Source organism: Beggiatoa alba B18LD (assembly GCF_000245015.1).
In the GTDB taxonomy this organism is placed as follows: Bacteria; Pseudomonadota; Gammaproteobacteria; order Beggiatoales; family Beggiatoaceae; genus Beggiatoa; species Beggiatoa alba.
In genome coordinates, this window is sequence record NZ_JH600070.1 from 3,718,267 (window position 1) to 3,739,412 (window position 21,146).

16 protein-coding genes are annotated in these 21,146 nt (G+C 42.0%); 11 read left to right on the forward strand and 5 right to left on the reverse strand.

Annotation, left to right across the window (positions count from 1 at the left end; translation table 11 throughout):
• The first annotated feature begins 265 nt into the window (after positions 1–265).
• Together BEGALDRAFT_RS18500 and BEGALDRAFT_RS15295 are read left to right on the forward strand one after the other, a co-directional pair.
• Positions 266–2,266, forward strand: a complete 2,001-nt coding sequence (locus BEGALDRAFT_RS18500) for a tetratricopeptide repeat protein (RefSeq protein ID WP_002691529.1) — start codon at positions 266–268, stop codon at positions 2,264–2,266.
• A 134-nt stretch (positions 2,267–2,400) separates the two neighbouring features.
• Positions 2,401–4,125 carry a GspE/PulE family protein gene (locus BEGALDRAFT_RS15295; protein ID WP_002691531.1) on the forward strand — a complete coding sequence of 575 codons (1,725 nt, stop codon included), beginning with the start codon at positions 2,401–2,403 and terminating at the stop codon, positions 4,123–4,125.
• On the opposite strand, the gene BEGALDRAFT_RS15300 is transcribed toward BEGALDRAFT_RS15295, so the two are convergent.
• Both BEGALDRAFT_RS15300 and BEGALDRAFT_RS15305 read right to left on the reverse strand, forming a co-directional pair.
• A complete protein-coding gene (locus tag BEGALDRAFT_RS15300) occupies positions 4,122–4,370 on the reverse strand; it encodes a thioredoxin family protein (RefSeq protein ID WP_157237610.1) in 249 nt (82 codons plus the stop codon). The two genes, BEGALDRAFT_RS15295 and BEGALDRAFT_RS15300, sit on opposite strands and share 4 nt — an antisense overlap.
• Positions 4,371–4,375: 5 nt before the next feature.
• Positions 4,376–5,389 (reverse strand): permease, encoded by a 1,014-nt coding sequence (locus BEGALDRAFT_RS15305; RefSeq protein WP_002691535.1) that lies wholly within the window; start codon positions 5,387–5,389, stop codon positions 4,376–4,378.
• 651 nt (positions 5,390–6,040) lie between these two features.
• Between BEGALDRAFT_RS15305 and BEGALDRAFT_RS18505 the strand changes: the two genes are divergently transcribed.
• On the forward strand, positions 6,041–7,576 hold the full coding sequence (locus tag BEGALDRAFT_RS18505; protein ID WP_002691540.1) for a response regulator: 1,536 nt from the start codon (positions 6,041–6,043) through the stop codon (positions 7,574–7,576).
• Positions 7,573–8,205, forward strand: coding sequence for a response regulator transcription factor (locus tag BEGALDRAFT_RS15315; protein WP_002691542.1), 633 nt, complete (start codon positions 7,573–7,575; stop codon positions 8,203–8,205). The genes BEGALDRAFT_RS18505 and BEGALDRAFT_RS15315 overlap by 4 nt, the downstream gene beginning before the upstream one ends.
• A 46-nt stretch (positions 8,206–8,251) precedes the next feature.
• On the opposite strand, the gene BEGALDRAFT_RS15320 is transcribed toward BEGALDRAFT_RS15315, so the two are convergent.
• Positions 8,252–9,160, reverse strand: a complete 909-nt coding sequence (locus tag BEGALDRAFT_RS15320) for a magnesium transporter CorA family protein (RefSeq protein WP_002691543.1) — start codon at positions 9,158–9,160, stop codon at positions 8,252–8,254.
• A gap of 86 nt (positions 9,161–9,246) precedes the next feature.
• On the opposite strand from BEGALDRAFT_RS15320, the gene BEGALDRAFT_RS15325 reads away from it, so the two are divergent.
• Positions 9,247–10,167, forward strand: coding sequence for a recombination-associated protein RdgC (locus tag BEGALDRAFT_RS15325; RefSeq protein WP_002691544.1), 921 nt, complete (start codon positions 9,247–9,249; stop codon positions 10,165–10,167).
• 83 nt (positions 10,168–10,250) lie between these two features.
• On the opposite strand, the gene nadB is transcribed toward BEGALDRAFT_RS15325, so the two are convergent.
• Both nadB and BEGALDRAFT_RS15335 read right to left on the reverse strand, forming a co-directional pair.
• On the reverse strand, positions 10,251–11,843 hold the full coding sequence (gene nadB / locus BEGALDRAFT_RS15330) for an L-aspartate oxidase (RefSeq protein ID WP_002691545.1): 1,593 nt from the start codon (positions 11,841–11,843) through the stop codon (positions 10,251–10,253).
• Positions 11,844–12,032: 189 nt separating this feature from the next.
• Positions 12,033–12,818 (reverse strand): ABC transporter ATP-binding protein, encoded by a 786-nt coding sequence (locus BEGALDRAFT_RS15335; RefSeq protein WP_002691546.1) that lies wholly within the window; start codon positions 12,816–12,818, stop codon positions 12,033–12,035.
• A gap of 168 nt (positions 12,819–12,986) precedes the next feature.
• Here BEGALDRAFT_RS15335 and BEGALDRAFT_RS15340 point away from each other — a divergent pair, with 168 nt between their 5' ends.
• From BEGALDRAFT_RS15340 to truB, 6 genes are all read left to right on the forward strand, one after another.
• On the forward strand, positions 12,987–14,057 hold the full coding sequence (locus BEGALDRAFT_RS15340) for a cysteine protease StiP domain-containing protein (protein ID WP_002691547.1): 1,071 nt from the start codon (positions 12,987–12,989) through the stop codon (positions 14,055–14,057).
• Positions 14,058–14,436: 379 nt separating this feature from the next.
• Positions 14,437–14,910, forward strand: coding sequence for a ribosome maturation factor RimP (rimP, locus tag BEGALDRAFT_RS15345; RefSeq protein WP_002691548.1), 474 nt, complete (start codon positions 14,437–14,439; stop codon positions 14,908–14,910).
• Between the two features lie 24 nt (positions 14,911–14,934).
• Entirely contained in the window at positions 14,935–16,434 is a 1,500-nt protein-coding gene (gene nusA / locus BEGALDRAFT_RS15350; protein WP_002691549.1) for a transcription termination factor NusA, read from the forward strand.
• Between the two features lie 186 nt (positions 16,435–16,620).
• Positions 16,621–19,605: a translation initiation factor IF-2 gene (infB, locus tag BEGALDRAFT_RS15355; protein WP_002691550.1), complete on the forward strand. Its 2,985-nt coding sequence runs from the start codon at positions 16,621–16,623 to the stop codon at positions 19,603–19,605.
• Between the two features lie 165 nt (positions 19,606–19,770).
• A complete protein-coding gene (rbfA, locus tag BEGALDRAFT_RS15360; RefSeq protein ID WP_002691551.1) occupies positions 19,771–20,184 on the forward strand; it encodes a 30S ribosome-binding factor RbfA in 414 nt (137 codons plus the stop codon).
• A 7-nt stretch (positions 20,185–20,191) separates the two neighbouring features.
• Entirely contained in the window at positions 20,192–21,139 is a 948-nt protein-coding gene (gene truB, locus BEGALDRAFT_RS15365; protein WP_002691552.1) for a tRNA pseudouridine(55) synthase TruB, read from the forward strand.
• Positions 21,140–21,146 lie beyond the last annotated feature (7 nt).

The following is a 21,146-nucleotide window of genomic DNA, read 5'->3' on the forward strand; positions in this document are numbered from 1 at the left end:
AGGTTTTTAAAACCTAGTAGGTTTATGTTTTATTTTGGAAAATTCGCCGAACTGTGGTTATTTTTAATGAAACTTGTGATGTTTATACAGAATTTGGCTTATTTTTATTCTTTATCTGCTTAACATAAACTACGATAATGCAAAGTTTTTCTGAATAAATTCAGATTTTGCAAGATTGGGTCAGTATTTATCTATGTGCTTGTATCCCGCCTAAAAATCCCTAGCTTATTACTGTAATACGTTTTTTTAAGAGGAAAGTTTATTCATGAGCTTATTAATGGATGCGTTGCACCAAGCAGAGTTTAGCAAACAGCATAAGCCTATGGATAAAAAGGATGATTCTGTCATAGGTGATGAGAATGTAGCGATACAAACGCCCGTGTTAGCGGATGATGTGCATGTGTTAGATTGGAATCCTGCATTAATTCCAAGCGCAGAAGCACTCGTGATTAAAGTGAATCATCTGGATTTGCCCAATTCACCAACAGCAGAAAATGTGAGTAATGAACAAGATAATGATATTTTACGATGGGATGCCGATTTAATCTGTGAAACGACGGCTACAATGACCGTAAGTGAAGACGAATTAATCTTGATTGATGATTCTACAACGTCATCATCTACTTCCCTACAAGACGTTTCTGATACTTCCGTAGAAACAGCTTTAGTCTGGGATGATGCATTAAAATTAGTCGATGATGAAGTTTTAGAGCTTGAACCAAACGGAGAAATAGACAATAAAGAGACAAGATTAGTCTGGGCTGATGAATTGTTTATTCAATCCAGCCGTGAATTAGATGATACGCCTTCTCGTTCATCTCCTGACTCAAGCCAAACCTCACACGATTTAGAAAGTCGTTCAGCCCATCAGCTTTATTTAACGATGGGAGATGAAAATAGTGAAAGTCCGATAACGACTGAAAATAGAGACGCAAGCCCAACAGCAAGAGCCTTTACGCCTGATACATCTGAAGAAACTACTGAAAAAACTGTGGATAAAGCGACGCATTTAACATGGGATGACGCTATTTTTTCAACACCACATCCCAGCGTGGCTGAAAGACAGCACAATGTACATCGGATTTTATCAGCGTCCTCAGCACGTCCTGTTAACACTCAATCTTATTGGGCAATTGCTGGTTTAGGTCTATTTTTAGGTGTCGCAGGTTTGTATTATTTTGATAATATTGTTTCTGATACGATGTTGTCAGCTAAAAATATAACAGGTAATGCACAACATAATCCTATTCCTCTTCAAGCACATGCGCGGAGTAATCAGCCTAGTCAAATCGTGCCTTTAACCATAGAGCCAATGCATATTGGTATCAGCGAAGAAGGAGATTTGAATGATTCAGAAGCCAATGGCACAACGCAAGCGGAAAAGCTCTCTACTGATGAAAAACCAACATTAACCATTCCTAAAGCGTCTTCTTTATTGAGTGCACGCGATACAAACAACGCATTATTAAATCTATTAGCACTAAAATCCGCAACGCAAAACTCCGCTACAGAAACAGTAACATCCACTAATAGCCCACCCTCTCCAACGGTGACAACGACAAACCCTACTTCGTCTGTCAGTGCGCATACGGTTGATGCTGAAGTTGAAAAAATTAGTATTCGTCGGACAGTACGCAATAAAAACGAGTTAGTCAGTCATTTGACAACGGCATATACAGCATTACAACAGGGTAATTTAACAACAGCTAACCGTTATTACTTACAAGTATTACAACAAGATGCCAATAATCGGGATGCTTTGCTAGGAATGGCAGCGATTGCCAGTAAACAGCAACAAGCAAATCTTGCAAAAACTTATTATCAACGGGTATTAAATCATTATCCACAAGACCCCGTCGCTAAAATGGGGCTATTACAAATTTTACCGACTCAAGATATTGAGCAACAAAAAAATCAGTTAAAACAACTTTTACAAGAACAACCGCAAGCCGCTTATTTACACTTTGGTTTAGGCAATGCTTATGCAACACAAGGACAATGGCGCAGTGCGCAAGAAGCCTATTTCAATGCATATCGTTACGACAAACAAAAAGCAGATTATGCGTATAACTTAGCGGTTAGTTTGGAACATTTGAATAAACCACAACTTGCCATTCCTTATTATCAACAAGCATTGCAATTAGCCTCGCAACAAGCCGTGAGCTTTGACCCACACGCTTTGCAAACTTATCTTGCTGACTTAAATATTGCCCTACCAACGAATCAAACAACCGACGCGCTTTCCGAATTAGCAAATTCACACTAATTTAGATTAGAAAAGTCTTCCAGATAATACCGAACAATGCATGACAAGCGTGGCGAATAGGAATAGCATTTGCAATTAATGTATTATCTCTTCCGTTACTCCTACTCGTTGCTGCTTGATAGATTACACTGCTTATGAATCCAGTTGCCTCACCAACACTTAACCACGAAATCGCACGCCCCCGTTTAGGAGAAATTCTAATTAGTCAGCAGATTATCAGTGCTGACCAACTTAAAGTTGCGCTCACAGAACAGAAAAAGACGCAAGAACAACTAGGCAAAATTTTAGTTAAACTCGGCTTTGTCTCTGAAGCCGTGATGCGCGATTTATTAGGACAAACTTTAGGACAAAGTAGTATTGAATTGTCCAAATTAGTCGTTGACCACGAAACATTAAGCCTTGTACCGAAACAATTAGCCCGCCGTTATTCTCTTATTCCCATTAGTTTTGATAAAAAAGCAAATTTCTTACGTGTTGCAATGGCTGATATTTTCAATGTTTTAGCCATTGACCAATTGGTTGCGACCTTAGGGGGAAATATTCGGGTTGAGCCATTGCTCGCCAGTGAAGCAGAAATTTTATCGGCGATTGACCATTTTTATGGCTATAACCTCTCTTTAGATGGGATTTTGCATGAAATTGAAACGGGTGAAGTTGATTACCAAAGTTTACCCGCAGGACGGGAAGAATATAGTCAACCCTTTGTCCGTTTAGTTGATGCGTTACTTTCTGATGCGGTTAAACGGGGCGCGTCCGATATTCACTTTGAACCCGAAAAAGGCTTTTTACGGATACGTTACCGCTTAGATGGTGTATTACAACAAATTCGTAGCTTGCATAAAAGTTATTGGTCAGCGATTGCGGTGCGCATTAAAGTGTTAGCGGGTTTAAATATCGCGGAGAATCGCATCCCCCAAGATGGACGAATTAGCTTAACCCTTGCAGGACGTTTAATCGATTTTCGGGTGTCTGTGCAGCCAACGATTTACGGCGAAAACATTGTATTGCGGATTTTAGACAGTCAACGCGGTCTGTTATCGCTCAATCAATTAGGATTAATGGATGATAGTTTACAGACATTAAAACTCATGGTTGCACGCCCTGAAGGGCTTATTTTAATTACAGGGCCAACAGGGAGCGGGAAAACGACAACGTTGTATTCTGTACTGAATCATCTCAATACAGAAGCAGTTAATATCATGACCTTAGAAGACCCCGTCGAATATGCTTTAGGGCGGGTACGACAAACGGCGGTTAATGAAGGGGTTAAACTCGATTTTGTCACAGGCGTGCGCTCAATTTTACGACAAGACCCTGATATTATTCTGGTTGGGGAAATTCGTGATGAAGAGACGGCAGAAATGGCTTTTCGGGCTGCGATGACAGGGCATCAAGTCTATTCAACCTTACATACCAATTCAGCAATTGGTGCGATTCCGCGTTTATTAGATATTGGCGTACAACCTGATTTAATGGCGGATAACATTATCGGTATTATCGGACAACGCTTAGTTCGCAAACTCTGTTCGCATTGCAAACAACCCTACCCCCCAGCAGATATGCACCGTCGTTTATTAGGCTTATCGGTCAATCAAACCGCGACACTTTACCGTGCAACGGGTTGTGAACAATGCGAACAACGTGGCTATAAAGGACGTTTAGCCCTGATGGAAATTTTACGCTTAGATGATGGCTTACAAGAACTCATTGCTCATCGAGCCACCACCTATGATATTAAACATCATACGCAACGTGCAGGCTTTCGTGCCTTAGCACAAGAAGGCATCCGACGTGTTTTAGAAGGCATTACCAGTTTAGAAGAAGTTGCGCGGGTAGTTGATTTAACAAGCCAACTTTAAGCAAGACTCTTCAACCACGTATTAACTTCTTCCTCTGTGGGCACTTTAGCTTTTTTCGTCATCACCTTTCCATTCAATGTTACTGTGGGTGTAGATAAGACCCCCGCAATAGCCATTTCTTGATAATCTGTGACTTTTTTCAGGGTAAATGGAAGATTTTGGGCAGTTAATACTTGGCGAATCAAGTTTTCTGTATTACTACAATTTGCACAACCTGGTCCATACACAATAAACTCGTACATCATAAACCTCACATGATAGCGTTAAATAAATACCCAACAGTTAAAATTCCCAAAGCAACAATACTGATGAAAGTCACAATAAGACGGACTTTTAACACCTTGCGTAAAATAATCATTTCAGGCAACGATAAGGCAGTAACTGCCATCATAAATACCAACACTGTCCCTAAAGCTGCGCCTTTAGCGAGTAAGGCTTGTACAATGGGAATAACGCCAGCAGCGTTGGAATACATCGGAATCCCAACAAGAATGGCTAAAGGCACTGACCACCAACTTGCCCCCAGTAGAGAAGCTAAAATATTTTCAGGGACATAACCATGAATTCCTGCCCCAACGGCAATCCCTAATAATACATAGAACCAGACTTTGCCAACGATATCGCGCACAGCTTGTATGCCTAACTCGATGCGATCATTCATTGTCAACCGTGCTTCAGCACTATCTGGCATTGGCGGGATTTTATAAACCCAATCTTCTACATACTGTTCCATACCGAGTTTTCCCAACACATAGCCTGATAGAATTGCAATGATTAACCCCATGCTTAAATACAAGCCTGCGATATGCCAGCCAAATAAACCAAATAACAACCCTAGCGCGATTTCATTCACCATTGGGGCTGCGATTAAAAATGCAAAAGTGACTCCTAAGGGCACACCTGCGGTGAGAAATCCAATAAACAGCGGTACAGCAGAACAGGAACAAAATGGGGTAACTACGCCGAGTAATGCAGCAAGAATATGGCTTAGAAAATTTGCTTTACCTGCTAATAAGGCGCGGGTAGATTCTGGCGTGAAAAAAGAACGAATGACCCCCATTATGAAAATAATCAATGAAAGTAATAATAAAACTTTTGGAACTTCAAAAATAAAAAAAGCCACAGCAATGCCAAAAGCATTCGTTTTAGATAAGCCAAAAATTTGGTAAACCAATGCTTCAGTCAATACTTGTAAATTGAGATATAACAGTAGCCACAGGATAAATGCGCCACTTAATTTTAGAGCCAATATGGGTAGTGACATGGTATTTACATTATTTATAGAGGTCTTGGTATTATCATTATATACGAATATTCGCATATTATAATGTAATCGTTTCTTATATAACGTCAGGTTTTAGTTGTTAGTTAATCTTAAGACTTTTGTCTGAATTAAGTTTTACGTGTTGAAAACCTAAACTTGTTTAGCACTACTAAATAAATTGTATTTTTCTAACAATAACCTGAGTTCGGCGAGTTTCTTTTAAAAAGACAACAGTTTGTCTGAATCAGAATTTTCAGAATTAAAAAGACAAGAAAATTAAAAGAATAAAAAATTATGTTTTTAATTGTTTTTAATTCTGCTAATTCTGAAAATTCTGTGAATTCTGATTCAGACAAAAAAAGACCTGCTAGGTTTTCAAAACCTAGCAGGTCTATCGGAACACGCGAAAAGGGCTGAGGGATTGGCAGAGATTACTCTCTTGTTTTTCATCGGGATTCACCAGACAAGATTAAAACATTGTCTGAATCAGGATTTAAAACCCTCAAACCAAAAAGTCAGGTGAATGATGCTTTTTAATCCTGCTAATCCTGAAAATCCTGTGAATCCTGATTCAGACAAGCTGTTGTCTTTTTTATTATTTAAGATATCCATAAAAACCCTGTTCTTCTCTACAAAACAACCTATATTCCTATGACTGGTCAATCTCTCGACCCCCATATTCTTATCGTGGATGATAAATCCACTAATATTCAATTTTTAGGGATGGTTTTACGCCAACAAAACTACCGCATCAGTGTTGCCCAAGATGGTTACCAAGCAATTAAAATTGTTGATAAAATCATCCCTGACCTCATCTTGCTCGATATCATGATGCCTGAAATGGATGGTTTTGAAACCTGCTTAAAATTAAAAGAAAATCCTGCACTCAAAAACGTCCCTATCATCTTTCTTACTGCTAAAGATGACACAGAAGACATCTTAAAAGGCTTCCAACTCGGCGCGGCGGATTACATCACCAAACCTTTTAACTCAGCGGTTTTACTAGCCCGTGTTGCAACACATATCAACTTACGCCAAAAAACCCAGTTACTAGAACAACAACGTCAAAAAACACAAATCGCTTTACAAATTAGTCAAGAAAAATACCGTTTTTTAGTCGAAAACCAAACCGATTTTGTGATTAAACTAGACGCACAAGGACAATTCTTATTTGCTAGCCCCTCCTACTGCGAAAAACTCCAAAAAAATGAAAATCAACTCCTTGGGACAACATTCACGCAATACTTAATCCCCGAAGAACAAACCAACTTTACGCAACTGTGCGAACAGCTCCAACATCCTCCTCATATAGGACATATAGAACTACAACTCCCCCAAACACAGCCCCTATGCTGGGTTGCATGGTCATGTAAAGCCATACTAGGACATGACAAACAAATTCAAGAAATTGTTAGCGTTGGTAGAGACATTACCGCCCGCCGTCAAGCAGAAGAAAAAGCCCGCCAAACACTACACGAACTCGCCCATATCTCCCGCCTCAACACCATGGGCGAAATGACCACCGCGCTTGCTCATGAAATCAACCAACCCTTAACAGCAATTCTAAGCTTTTCCCAAGCAGGGCTACGCCTCATTGATACACCAAATTTTGATTTAGAAGACCTGCGCCTTGCTCTCACAGGCATAGAACGCAACAGCAAACTTGCCAGCGAAATTATCAAACGTATTCGCTTTTTTGCACGAAAAGACAAACAATTTAAAAAAGAACCGATAGATATTAATCAACTGATTAATGAAGTAGAATATCTCGTTCATCCTGAACTACGTCGCCATCAAGTACAACTAAGCCTAGCACTTAGCCCACACCTCCCCCCCGTTACGATTGATAACATTCAAATCCAACAAGTGATTTTAAATCTTGTTCGCAATGCAATGGATGCTGTTTTAGCCGTAACAACACAACGCATCATTACCATTAAAACCATGCTTTCCAGTCCTCACTATTTAGAAGTTGCGATTTACGACACAGGCATCGGCATTGCCCCTGAAGTAAAAAACACACTCTTTGAACCTTTTATAACCACTAAAAATAATGGTGTTGGGATTGGTTTATCGATATGTCGGTCTATTATTGATGAACATGGCGGACAACTACACTTTACAGATAATCCACAAGGGGGCAGTATTTTCCGTTTTAGCTTACCCATCCGCGAGATAGATAAATGAAGCCACAACATCCAGCACCACAAGTTTTTGTTGTCGATGATGAACCTGATATTCGTGCGGCTATTCGCTTACTCCTAAAAACAGTCGGCTTAAATGTCATCACCTTTGAATCAGCCATAGACTTTCTACAAAAATACCAACCTGATTGGACAGGCTGTTTAATTGCCGATGTTCGTATGCCTGGTATGAGTGGTTTAGAACTACAAGCCAAACTCCAAGAAATGAAATCCCCCTTAACACTCCTGATTATTTCAGGACATGGGGAAGTCGAAATGGCGGTAAAAGCCGTGAAAGCGGGCGCGATGGATTTTATTCAAAAACCCTTTAGCGACCAACGCTTATTAGATTGTGTACAAGAAGCCTTGCAACATGGTGTCGAAACTTACCTACGTTACCAAGAAGAAGCAGAAATTATTCACCGCTACGAACAACTGACCAGCCGTGAAAAAGAAGTGATGTGGCTTGTTGCCGAAGGCAAAGCCAATAAAAATATTGCAACTGAGCTTAATATCAGCGTGCGCACCGTAGAAATTCACCGCGCCCGTATGATGGAAAAACTCATGATAGACACATTTCCCACCCTCTTGCGCACAGTTACCATTGTAGAAAAAACAATTAAACCGCTATAAACTCACGCAGATTAATAAAATTAACGCCCTGACCACGCTAATAATTTTATAAAAACCCATTACGGCGCAACCAAATATAAATTAAACCAACAAACCCAACAAACGACCCCCACACCGCAAAATAACCATAATGCCAATGTAACTCGGGCATATAATCAAAATTCATCCCATAAATGCCCGCGATAAAAGTTAAAGGCATAAAAAACACAGAAAAAATAGTTAATACCCGCATTGTCTCATTCGTTTTATACGACGCTAACGACAAGTTTAACGTCAACAAGTTATCCGCACTCTCAACCGTATGGTCAACTAAAAAACATAAACTTTCTAACTCTTCGCGCAAATCTTGCAATAATGGACTATGTAACTCAAACGGCGAATCTAACTTAATTAAAATATCTTGGAACAAATACAACATTCTTTGATAAATTGACATTTTTCGCCGTAATAAATATAAATTTTGTACAGAATCAATCGTTGATTTCCCCTCAAAAATCGTTGCTTCAAACCGCTCTAATTCGCCTTGACCCGTCACTAATGGAGCTTCATAAGATTTAATCACCCCTTTCAACAAATCACGCAAAACTAATACAACTAACTCATTAAAATGGATTGATTGAGACTGTTCCCATTTTTCCCGCAATTCATCTAAAAAAGATAAATCCACACGGTGAACCGTAATCAAAAAATCTTTACTCAAAAAAATAGCAATTTTACGAGTCAATTGATGCACATTATTCGCAGTCTCTGGCGCATTTTCATCAAAAACCCGCACAATGATAAAATTAACCCCTTTAATATCCTCCTGTTTTGGCAAATGCTCAGGCTGTAAACAATCCTGTATTGCCGTTTGATGAATAGAAAATTCATGTCCTAAGTTTTCTAACTCCTCATAAGTCGGACTAACAACATCAATCCACTGAAAATCATTATTTTTTAAGACAACTCTACGCATTAAAATGCCTCTTTATCTCAAGAACGGGATTTGCAACAATGGTACACTGAAAAAAATAAACCCCCAACAATGCCAAAAACAATCGTATGTTTAAAAACCTTTTTCTCTTTCGCTTTTTAAAACCCTTTACCCTCTCTACTGATGAACTCCATCAAAAACTGGCTGAACAAGCATTTCGCCCTTGTGGCGGGCTGGATTTATACAGCATGGGCTGGGTACCGCCTTTAGGGCAAGAAGCGAATTACTACACCCATAGTATTAATAACTGCATCATATTCACCGCTCGCCGTCAGGAAAAAATCCTCCCTGCAAGCGTCATTCGTGAACATTTAGATGAGAAAGTTAAAGAAATAGAATCAACAGAACATCGTAAATTAAGCAAAAAAGAAAAAAATGTGTTAAAAGAAGAAGTTTTGCAAACCCTTATCCCCCGTGCATTTAGCCGTACTAGCCATTTATCCGCCTATATTGATGTACAAAATGGTTGGTTAATCGTCAATACAGGCAGCGAGAAAAAAGCCCAAGAATTGACAGTTTTATTACGCAAAACGATAGATAGCTTACCGATAGTCATTCCACACACAAACCGCGCCCCCGCCTCCGTCATGACAGCATGGTTGAGCGAACAGCAATACCCGCATGATTTTAAAATAGAAGATGCTTGCCAAATGGTGGACAATGAGCAGGCAAGCGTACAGTGTAGAAAACAGGATTTATTAACGGAAGAAATTCACGGACATTTAGAAGCAGGCAAACAGGTAAAAAAACTCGCTTTGCAATGGGAAGAGCGTTTAAGTCTTGTATTAACCGATGAATTAGTGATTCGCAATTTACGCTTTTTAAATGAAAGCCCTGAAACTGATGGTAGTAGCGAAGATGCTAAAGAAAGTTATACCGAACGTTTTGATAGTGAGTTCACCTTGATGATTTTAGAGTTACGCCAATTTTTACCACGTTTGTTTGAAGTGTTTGGCGGAGAGAATGAGGAGAGTTATCAGCGGTTATAAGTGTTTTTTCTTTGAAACTGCGTGATGATTCTAGGACTGGCAGTCCTTGAAGGACTGCCAGTCCTTTCTTTTTGACTGGATGACTAGGGCATTAAAATCGTATTTTCTGGCTCTGGCAAGCGTTCAGGATAATCTAGGGTGTAATGTAAGCCACGGCTTTCTTTACGTAGTAAAGCAGAGCGGATAATTAAATCAGCAACAACCACTAAATTCCGTAATTCAATTAAATCGTTTGTAACGCGGAAATTACTATAATATTCATGAATTTCGTTTTGTAATAAGTCAACCCGTCGTTTTGCCCGTTCTAGGCGTTTGGTAGTGCGGACAATGCCGACATAATCCCACATAAACCGTCGTAATTCGTCCCAGTTGTGTGAGACGACAACTTCTTCATCGGAATCCGTTACACGGCTTTCGTCCCAATCAGGTACGGTTGGCGGTGTTGCGACAGTATCGAGTTCTTTCAAAATATCTTGGCTGGCACTGTGTCCAAATACTAGACATTCTAGTAAGGAATTGCTCGCCATACGGTTTGCGCCATGTAGTCCCGTAAATGCGGATTCTCCAATGCAATATAAGCCTGCAATATCGGTGCGTCCGTGTTGGTCGGTAACAACGCCGCCGCAGGTGTAATGGGCTGCGGGTACAATCGGAATTGGTTGATTTGCCATGTCGTAGCCCAATTCTAAACAGCGATGATAGATATTGGGGAAATGGGAAACAATGAATTGTTCGGATTTATGGGTTATGTCTAAAAAGACGTAATCGCTACCGATGCGCTTCATTTCGTGGTCTATGGCGCGGGCGACGATGTCGCGGGGGGCAAGTTCGGCACGGGGGTCAAAGCGATGCATGAAGGGTGTGCCATCGGGGAGGAGTAAGCGTCCACCTTCGCCCCGTACTGCTTCGCTGATGAGAAATGATTTTGCTTCGGGGTGAAATAAACATGTCGGGTGGAATTGGATAAATTCCATATTGCCCACTCGACAGCCTGCTCGCCATGCCATCGCAATGCCATCGCCTGTCGCAACGTCGGGGTTGCTGGTATATAGATAGACTTTGCCCGCACCGCCTGTGGCTAGGACGACAAAACGCGCCCGCATGGCTATCACTTCGTTGGTGTCGCGGTTTAAGACGTAAGCCCCAATACAGCGGTTTGTATTTAGCCCTAATTTTTTGCCTGTAATCAGGTCGATAGTAATGTGGCGTTCTAAAAGTTGAATATTGGGATGTACAGCGGCTTTTGCGGTGAGTGCAGTAACAACGGCTTTTCCTGTGGCATCGTCGACATGGATAACGCGACGGTGGCTGTGTCCGCCTTCACGGGTCAGATGATAGGTTAATTGCCCATCAATATTGGATTCTTGGGTAAAGGGTACGCCTTGTTTTATCAGCCATGCAATGCGTTCAGGGCCTTCGGCGACGGTGAAATTGACGATGTCGCGGTTGCAAAGTCCTGCACCTGCGTTGAGGGTGTCTTCCACGTGGGAAGTGAGGGAGTCATCTTCACCCAGTACAACGGAAATTCCCCCTTGCGCGTATTGGGTGCTGCCTGAATCTATGGAGGCTTTAGAGAGGACGGCGATGCGTGCATGGTCTGCTAGTTCTAAAGCAAGGCTTAGTCCTGCCGCCCCGCTTCCTATTACGAGTACATCATATTCAGCCTGTTGGGTCATGATTTATTCAAGTTCTTCCGTAATCTTAGCTGGTTAGCTTATTAATTTGGTGTTGTGATTTTTTGAACAACCTAGTAAAAAGATTAACATAATTTTTTATTTTTTAATTATGCCGTTTGTAAGGGATTTCAGGGCTATTAGGGTATCGCAAATTAGATAAAGGTTATTTTTTGTCAAAGTGGGGTGTGTTTAGGAATATTCACGCGGTTGGTCAAAATAAAAGAGGGTTTGCCCGCTGGCGGTGGTTAGTATTTCGCTGTGAAGTTGGAAGTTGTCGCGTAATGTTTGTGGGGTTAATACGGTTTGTGGTGTTCCCATCGCTTGTAGTTGTCCTGCGTTTAATAAAATGACTTGGTCGGCGTAGCGAAGTGCGGCATTGATATCGTGTAGGGATAAAAGCATTAAATGTCCTTCATCTGCGAGTTGGCGACAGAGTTGGAGAATGCTAAGTGCGTGGGCAATATCTAGGCTTGCAGTAGGTTCGTCGAGTAGGAGTATATTGGCTTGTGTTGCTAGACTACGGGCGATAATAACGCGCTGTTTTTCACCGCCTGAGAGTTCATGAAACCAGCGTTGTGCAAGGTGTTGGGTATCGGTACGGTAAAGTGCTTGAGTGACACTGTCGCGGTCTTGTGTCGTTTCTGCTTGGAAACGTCCTAAATGGGGATTGCGTCCCATCATGACGATGTCCCAAACGGTGAGGGCAAATTCAAAATGGGTTTGTTGGGGTACATAGCTGATTTGGGTGGCGAGTTGTTGACGAGGAATGCGTCGAAGTTCGGTCGAATTTAAGTAAACGTGTCCTGTTGTTGGCGGGTATAAACCAGCGAGGAGTTTTAATAAGGTGGTTTTGCCTGCTCCGTTGAGTCCCAGTAATGCAACGAGTTGCCCGCTAGATAAGTAGAGCGTGATATGCTGTAGTAGTGTTTTTTTAGCAAGAATGACACTGGCTTGTTGTGTTTGTAACTGGTTCATAAAATTGGAAAATTAAATATGAGCTTTCAGCTATGGCGTAAATTCTGCATTTCTTATCTTAATCAATGTTAATGCGCTGTATTGATTGTGTTAGCATTTGAATCAATAGTTTTTTATAAAACATTCTGTTTTTAATTTTTAGAGAATTGTCAAAATTTTATTTAATTTATGATTCATTACGCCCCTTTTTCAGGGAGTTATCTCCCAACAGATGTTTTATTATTGTTTAAGCCCATTCTGATTGAATCTCTTGAGACTTCACAGGTCGTAAACATACGTACAGGTGAGCCTATTGTAGAGCCGTTACCAACGGAAGATTATTTAACATTTTTTTATCAAGCTGTTACGCATAATAAGAAAAAGTTAGCGTATCACATTTTAAGTTTGGCGCATTTACTCCACACGACAAAATCACAGTTTACGTTAGTCTCTTTAGCCCGTTCTGGCACTCCTATCGGTGTTTTAATCAAACGAACCTTAGAGGCTGTGTTTAGTCAAACAGTTCCCCATTATTCAATATCGCTGATTCGTGAAAAAGGCATCGATGAAAATGCATTAAGATATATTTTGGAACAACAGGGGACAAATGGAGAGGATATTGTTTTTATTGATGCGTGGACGGGGAAGGGGATTTTAACCCGCGAATTGCATAAATGGGTTTCATTGTTTAATCATCATTTTAATACCTGTATTTCTACAAAATTGTGGGTTATTACGAATATTGCAGGCGGCGCGGTTAATTCGATTAGTTTGGAAGATTATTTAATTCCATCAGCATTGTTAAAAACGACGGTTAGCGGTTTAACCAGTCAGGCAATTTTGCATCGTCGTTATGTAGGCGTTGATGATTTTCATGGCTGTTTTTTTTATCAGGCTTACCAACAGCAAGATTTATCATTATGGTTTGTTGAACAAATCATGGCTGAAGTTAACGCATTAGCAGAACATCCCGTCAGTTATGCAACCGTCAGTGCAGAGGCAAAAATATTGCGTCAACAAGAAAATGCGAATTTCTTAGAATATTTAATGCGCCATCTCCATATTCCACACAGTAGCCATATTTATCCAAGCATTGGTGGCACTATCCGTGTGTTATTACGCCATATGCCTCAAAAAATTTTGGTCAAGCGACCACAATGTATAGATGTTGCTGCAATTGAGTATTTAGCAAATATAAAACAAGTGCCTATTGAAGTTCATACCGAGATGCCCTATCAGGCTGTCGGCATTATGAATTAATCCTAACCTTAACAGCCAACTAACTATTTTTTATAAAAAAGACCCTATCTAAATCGTATAGTAATGGTTGCAGGTGAGTATAACGTCATCTATACTATGCAGAAAATTTCGCATTAACCAAAAGCCCCCTTTTTAGGGGGTTTTTGCTGAATGAGGCGACAGCTTTGTATATTCCAAGCGTTTAAATAAGGCAGGGCAAGGTATTCATAACATGCAAATACAACACAACATTTACCAACGAATGCTGTGAGAGTGCACGCTATGAAGGGGCAAGCAAAGGAGTGGGCAATATGCCCATTTTTTATTTTATAGATAGGTTAAATCAACACATGATTAATATGTTTATATCAGCAGTTAGTCATGTCTATGAAGTGGAATTATGTTTGATACGAAGTTACAAGCGTTATTAGAACCCACCGTTACCGCACTCGGTTATGAATTAGTTGGCGTGGATCGTCTCTCTCAAGGATTAAGCCGTGGGATTTTACTGCGCATTTACATTGACAGCGCGGTAGGCATCACCCTAGACGATTGTGAACGTGTGAGTAATCAAGTGAGTGGGGTGCTTGATGTTGAAGACCCCATTAAAAGTCATTACACCCTAGAAGTTTCTTCGCCTGGTTTAGATAGACCCCTATTCACCCTCGAACACTTTACCCGTTTTATTGGTCGCCACGTGAATATTCGCTTAACAAAGCCCTTAGGCACACGGCGAAATTTCGTCGGTTTGCTTGAAAATGTGCAAGACCAACAAATTCTACTCGTGGTAGAAGGGACAGCGTACAGCCTGCCTTACGAACAGATAGACAAAGCACGCCTAGTGCCTGAAGAACTCAACTTTGCAAAACATTAAGTCTTCTGGATAGAGGGAATGGCTATGAATAAAGAAATCCTACAAGTTGTAGAAGTGGTTTCCAATGAAAAGGGCGTGAGCAAAAATACAATTTTTGAAGCCTTAGAATGTGCTTTAGCAAGTGCCACTAAGAAACGTTACAGCAATGAAATCGATGTGCGCGTTACCATCAACCGCCAAACAGGCGATTATCAAACCGTTCGCCGTTGGATAGTGGTCGAAAGCGAAATACAACGCCCTGAACAACAAGCAAAACAAATTAGTTTTGCGGATGCCCAGAAAAAAGATAATCAATTGACCATTGGCGACTATTGGGAAGAACAAATCGAATCTGTGAACTTTGACCGCATTGGCGCGCAAACGGCCAAACAAGTCATCGTGCAAAAAATTCGCGAAGCAGAACGCGCACTCATTATCGATGCATACGCCAGCCGTCAAGGCGAAATTATCAGCGGTATCGTAAAACGCATCGAAAAGGGCAATATCATCGTCGACGTTGGTAGCAACACTGAGGCAATGATACCCCGTGATGAACTGATACCCCGCGAAGCCGTCCGTACTAATGACCGCATTCGTGGTTTTTTAAAGAGCGTTCGCTTTGAACAACGAGGGCCTCAACTTTTTTTAAATCGCACCTCCCCCGACTTTCTAAAAGCCTTATTCACTGTAGAAGTGCCCGAAATTGGCGAAGGACTGATCGAAATCATCAGTGCCGCCCGTGATCCTGGTTTACGTGCTAAAATTGCGGTGCGCAGCAAAGATGCCCGCTTAGACCCTGTTGGTGCCTGTATTGGAATGCGTCGCTCACGGGTTCAAGCGGTTATGAATGAACTCTGTGGCGAAAAAATTGATATTATTCTATGGGATGAAAATCCTGCGCAATTCGTAATCAATGCCATGTCACCTGCGGAAGTAGTCTCCATCATACTTGATGAAGATGCCCACAGCATGGATGTCGCCGTAAAAGAAGAGCAACTTTCTCAAGCAATTGGAAAAGGCGGACAAAATGTTAAGCTCGCCAGCCAACTCACAGGCTGGACACTCAACGTGATGACCGAATCCCAAGCAGAACAAAAAAACGAAGCAGAAATGCAAGTGTTACGTAACATGTTCGTGCAAAAACTAGACATAGAAGGAGAAATCGCTGATATCCTCGTACGTGAAGGCTTCTCTAGCCTTGAAGAAGTCGCCTACGTACCACTGAGCGAAATGTTAGAAATCGAAGAATTTGACGAAGACTTAGTAAAAGAACTACGCAATCGGGCAAAAGACGCGCTCGTAACTAACGCAATTGCCGAAGAAGAAACCCTAAGCGATGCACAACCTGCCGAAGACCTTGCTAATATGGAAGGCATGGACAGTGAACTTGCTAAACGCTTAGCCAGTCACGGCATCATCAGCATGGATGATTTAGCCGAACAATCGGTCGACGACTTAATGAGTGTAAGCGGAGTCGATAAAGCCCGCGCTAGCACATTAATCATGCAAGCCCGTGCCCCTTGGTTTGAACAGGAAAAACAATAATTAAGGTCATCAAATGCTTCATTGTGCAACTCGCAAAACCAGATGCACCAAAAAATTCGCACAATAAGCCCCAGAAAATCCTTAGTAAACGAGTGTGAAGATTCACACTCCCTATTCATCCGCTTGTGTACTTATGGCTAACGATTCAAGCCCAACGAATAACTAAACCCGGTAACTGAGAGTAGTATGGCTGAAGTGACAGTAAAACAATTTGCAGATGTGGTGGGGATTCCGCTAGAACGTCTATTAAACCAATTAGGCGAAGCAGGATTACCTACGAAAAACGCCGACGACAATATTAACGACCGTGAAAAATTGCAACTGCTAACCCATTTGCGCCAGTTACACGGCAAAGATGTTGAAAAACCCGTTGCCCCACACAGTAGCGGTGGAAACAGCAGTGAACCGAATAAAATCACCCTCACCCGTAAAACCGTCAGCGAAATTCGCGTGCCTAGTGCTACACAAGGCGGACGTGCTAAAACAGTTAGCGTAGAAGTACGGAAAAAACGTACTTACGTTAAACGCCCAGCGGGAGATGATGAGCCAAAAATCACCCAGTTTATTCAACAAGAAAAATTAGACGCGGCGCAACGGGATGTAGAAGCTGAAATCCGTCGCCAAGAAGAAGCTGAATCCCGTCGTAAACAAGAAACGGCAGAAAAAGTCCGCCTTGAAGCGGAAGAAAAACAACGGCGCGAAGTTCAAGCGCGTAAACAAACACAGGAAAAACCAGCGCACGAGCGAGTAACAGCACCTGCTCAAGCGAATGCGGTTGCTACCCCCCAAACCGCAACACCGCCCGCTCAAACTAGCCCATCCATGTCTAGCAGTCATCAACCGCAAGTACAAGTCATTGCAAAAAACACGGTTACGGTAGAAGTTCGCGCGGAAAAAACAGAAAAAACGGCTCGCCCAACAGAAAATAGAGGACAAGGGCAACAACGGACAAATCATCACAACCGTTCACAGCAACAAACAACTTCTACGGGAACAAACGCAAATCGTTCAGAACGTCAAGAACGCACAGAACAAACACGTCAGCCCCAAGCAACCCAAGCCCAACAACCACAAAACACGGCAAAAAAAGCAACGGATGCTAAACGAAAACCGCCTGTTGCAGCTCCGATTATCCCCACTGTCGACGATAGTGATGATGACGAAATCCTTAACTTAGTTGATGAGGAACGTTTAGGCAAAGGGGGTAAACAAAATAAAGTAGCACGCCCCAGCAAAGTCGTCAGCAAAGATAAAGGCGGACGTGAAGGTAAATCAGCCCCAAGCGGACGTGAACGCGATGACCGCCCGACTAAACACGAACGTCAACAAGATGATGTAGGTGGTAAACACCGTAAAAAACAGAAAAAAGTCGGCAAATTTGACCAACCCTTACACGGCTTTAATAAACCAACTGCGCCTATCATCCGTGAAGTCAGTATTCCCGAAACGATTACTGTCGCTGATTTAGCACAAAAGATGTCAGTTAAAGCGGCTGAAGTCATCAAAGTCATGATTAAACTTGGCAGCATGGTCACGATTAACCAAATCTTAGACCAAACCACCGCTGCTGTTTTAGTCGAGGAAATGGGACATACGCCTAAACTGCTGAAAGAAAATGCCCTCGAAGAAGAGGTCATGCAAACCCAATTAGAAGGTCATCACACCACCCGTGCCCCTGTTGTCACCATCATGGGACACGTTGACCATGGGAAAACCTCTCTACTCGACTATATCCGTGTTGCCAAAGTGGCTGCAGGGGAAGCAGGCGGGATTACACAACATATCGGTGCTTACCACGTTGACACCCCACGCGGAACGATTTGCTTCTTAGACACCCCAGGTCATGCTGCCTTTACCGCTATGCGGGCGCGGGGTGCGAAAGCAACAGATATTGTCGTGCTGGTCGTTGCGGCTGATGATGGCGTGATGCCTCAAACCATTGAAGCAATTCAACACGCTAAAGCGGCAAAAGTGCCCATTGTCGTCGCTGTCAACAAAATTGATAAACCACAAGCCGACCCAGACCGGGTGAAACAAGAATTATCAGGATATGAAGTTGTCTCTGAAGAGTGGGGCGGCGATACCATGTTTGTCAGCGTGTCCGCAAAAACAGGGCAAGGCATTGATAACCTTTTAGAAGCTATATTATTACAAGCAGAAGTTTTAGAACTGACAACGGTTGTTGATGGGGCAGCCCGTGGGGTTGTGATTGAATCCCGCTTAGATAAAGGACGCGGCGTTGTTGCAACTGTTCTCGTTCAAAGTGGTACTTTACGCCGTGGTGATATTCTACTGACGGGGCAAGAATTTGGTAAAGTACGCGCATTAATTGATGAGCATGGAAAACCCATTGAAGCAGCAGGACCTTCTGTTCCTGTAGAAGTCTTAGGCTTATCAGGGATGCCAAGCGCAGGCGATGAAGCTATTGTCGTTGCTGACGAACGTAAAGCCCGTGAAATTGCCTTATTCCGTCAAGGGAAATTCCGTGAGGTCAAACTGGCCCGCCAACAAGCTGCAAAACTTGAGAACATGTTCTCACAAATGCAGACAGGTCAAGTCAATACCCTGACTATCGTCTTAAAAACCGATGTGGGTGGCTCTCTCGAAGCGTTACAAGATTCCTTAATTAAACTTTCTACCGATGAAGTCAAAGTGAATATTATCGGTAGCGGCGTTGGTGCAATTACCGAATCAGACGTAAACCTTGCGATTGCCTCTAATGCCATTCTAATAGGCTTTAACGTCCGCGCCGATAATACGGCACGACGGATTATCAGCGAAGAAGAAGTCGACCTGCACTACTACAGCGTGATTTACGAAGCCATAGACGAAGTGAAGAAAGCTTTAGGTGGTATGTTAGCCCCTGAAGTCAAAGAAGTTATTATCGGTCTGGCTGAAGCACGTCAAGTTTTCCGTGTTTCTAAAGTCGGCACGATTGCGGGCTGTTTAGTTACCGAAGGGGTGATTAAACGTCAATGTCCGATTCGTGTTTTACGGAATAATGTTGTGGTGTTTGAAGGTGAACTTGATTCATTACGTCGCTTTAAAGATGATGTTAATGAAGTCAAAGCAGGGACAGAATGCGGTATCGGTGTTAAGAACTTCAATGATTTACAAGAAGGCGATCAGATTGAAGTTTACGATAAAGTCACCATTCAACGGAAGTTATAAACCCGTTGTGATGTAATTGCGCATTGCGTGCAGTTAATATAAACCTGTTGAGTGCTACACTTGACAGGTTTTTGTTTTATGAGGGAATTTAGTGCATAATTTATTGTAAATCAGTGCATTAAATACCACACTCCTGTTTTTGAGAGAATGATTTAATTCGTTACTATGCCAAAAGAATACAAACGTACTCAACGTGTTGGTGAAATGATTCAACGCGATTTAGCGGACATTATCCGCCGCGATATTAATGATAGCAGTTTAGGCATGATTACTATTGCGAGTGTAGATGTTTCCCCAGATTTAAAATATGCAAAGGTTTACATCAGTTTATTAGCCAATAAGCGCGAGCCAGCGGAAGTCGTTGCTCTGTTAAATCAAGCCGCAGGGAGTTTGCGCCATGAATTAGCGCAACGCTTAACCATTCGTGTCACGCCACGCTTGCATTTTATCCATGATGGTACGGTTGAGTATGCGTTACAACTGTCTCATTTGATTGACTCCGTTGTGCCGTCACCACTCGCAGATGGAGAGACAGACGCAGATAACGCCAACAATCCCAGCAACGATAAACACGAGTAGCGATTTTATGAGTAAACCGCGTCGTCCACGTCGTTCTGTACACGGCATTATTTTGTTAGATAAACCGTTAGGAATTAGCTCTAATCATGCCTTGCAACAGGTTAAACATTTATTTCAAGCAGAAAAAGCAGGACATACAGGCAGTTTAGATAATTTAGCGACAGGTTTATTGCCGATTTGTTTAGGAGAAGCGACAAAATTATCAAGTTTTCTGTTAGATGCGGATAAACAGTATCGAGCCGAATGTACGTTAGGGAAAACGACCCGTACAGGGGATGCAGAAGGCGAGATTTTACAGACGCGGTCAACAGCTAATATTGATTTGGCTCATATTCAGGCAGTTATCCCCCAGTTTTTAGGCGAAATTCAGCAAGTTCCGCCCATGTATTCGGCGTTAAAACATCAAGGGCAACCGCTATACAGTTTGGCGCGTCAGGGCAAAACTATTGAGCGACAAGCACGCCCCGTTACGATTTATGCAATAGATATTATTGATTTTCAAGAAAATCGTTTAACGTTAGATGTTCGTTGTTCGAAAGGAACTTATATTCGTACCTTAGCGGAAGATATTGGGGAAGCATTAGGCTGTGGTGCGTATATCAGTGCGTTGCACCGTACTGGGGTTGGGCAATATCATGAATTATTAGCGATGGACGTGCTGACGCAGGCAAGTACGCAAGGTTTCGCTGCGTTGGATAGTTACCTACGCCCCTTATATACAGCCTTGCCTTTATGGTCTGTGGTTTGTTTATCGGCGACACAAGCTGATGCTATCCAACATGGGCAGGCGGTGACTGTTGCACATGACTATCCAATTCATCAATGGGTTAAGTTGCAGACGACGTTAACGCCCAGTTGTGACAAAACGGATTTTCTTGGCTTAGGTGAAGTGTTAAGTGATGGGCGAATTGCGCCAAGACGTGTTTTTAATTGGGAGATGGACAAAAATAACTAGTCAGTTT

Bases quoted from the DNA above. Each gene is read 5' to 3' on its own strand.
- BEGALDRAFT_RS18500 (WP_002691529.1), top strand. From the start codon at position 266: ATGAGCTTATTAATGGATGCGTTGCACCAAGCAGAGTTTAGCAAACAG.
- nadB (WP_002691545.1), bottom strand. From the start codon at position 11,843: ATGACCCAACAGGCTGAATATGATGTACTCGTAATAGGAAGCGGGGCG.
- BEGALDRAFT_RS15335 (WP_002691546.1), bottom strand. From the start codon at position 12,818: ATGAACCAGTTACAAACACAACAAGCCAGTGTCATTCTTGCTAAAAAA.
- infB (WP_002691550.1), top strand. From the start codon at position 16,621: ATGGCTGAAGTGACAGTAAAACAATTTGCAGATGTGGTGGGGATTCCG.
- BEGALDRAFT_RS15305 (WP_002691535.1), bottom strand. From the start codon at position 5,389: ATGTCACTACCCATATTGGCTCTAAAATTAAGTGGCGCATTTATCCTG.
- truB (WP_002691552.1), top strand. From the start codon at position 20,192: ATGAGTAAACCGCGTCGTCCACGTCGTTCTGTACACGGCATTATTTTG.
- BEGALDRAFT_RS15315 (WP_002691542.1), top strand. From the start codon at position 7,573: ATGAAGCCACAACATCCAGCACCACAAGTTTTTGTTGTCGATGATGAA.
- BEGALDRAFT_RS15300 (WP_157237610.1), bottom strand. From the start codon at position 4,370: ATGATGTACGAGTTTATTGTGTATGGACCAGGTTGTGCAAATTGTAGT.
- rbfA (WP_002691551.1), top strand. From the start codon at position 19,771: ATGCCAAAAGAATACAAACGTACTCAACGTGTTGGTGAAATGATTCAA.
- BEGALDRAFT_RS15325 (WP_002691544.1), top strand. From the start codon at position 9,247: ATGTTTAAAAACCTTTTTCTCTTTCGCTTTTTAAAACCCTTTACCCTC.
- BEGALDRAFT_RS15295 (WP_002691531.1), top strand. From the start codon at position 2,401: ATGAATCCAGTTGCCTCACCAACACTTAACCACGAAATCGCACGCCCC.
- BEGALDRAFT_RS15340 (WP_002691547.1), top strand. From the start codon at position 12,987: ATGATTCATTACGCCCCTTTTTCAGGGAGTTATCTCCCAACAGATGTT.
- rimP (WP_002691548.1), top strand. From the start codon at position 14,437: ATGTTTGATACGAAGTTACAAGCGTTATTAGAACCCACCGTTACCGCA.
- BEGALDRAFT_RS18505 (WP_002691540.1), top strand. From the start codon at position 6,041: ATGACTGGTCAATCTCTCGACCCCCATATTCTTATCGTGGATGATAAA.
- nusA (WP_002691549.1), top strand. From the start codon at position 14,935: ATGAATAAAGAAATCCTACAAGTTGTAGAAGTGGTTTCCAATGAAAAG.
- BEGALDRAFT_RS15320 (WP_002691543.1), bottom strand. From the start codon at position 9,160: ATGCGTAGAGTTGTCTTAAAAAATAATGATTTTCAGTGGATTGATGTT.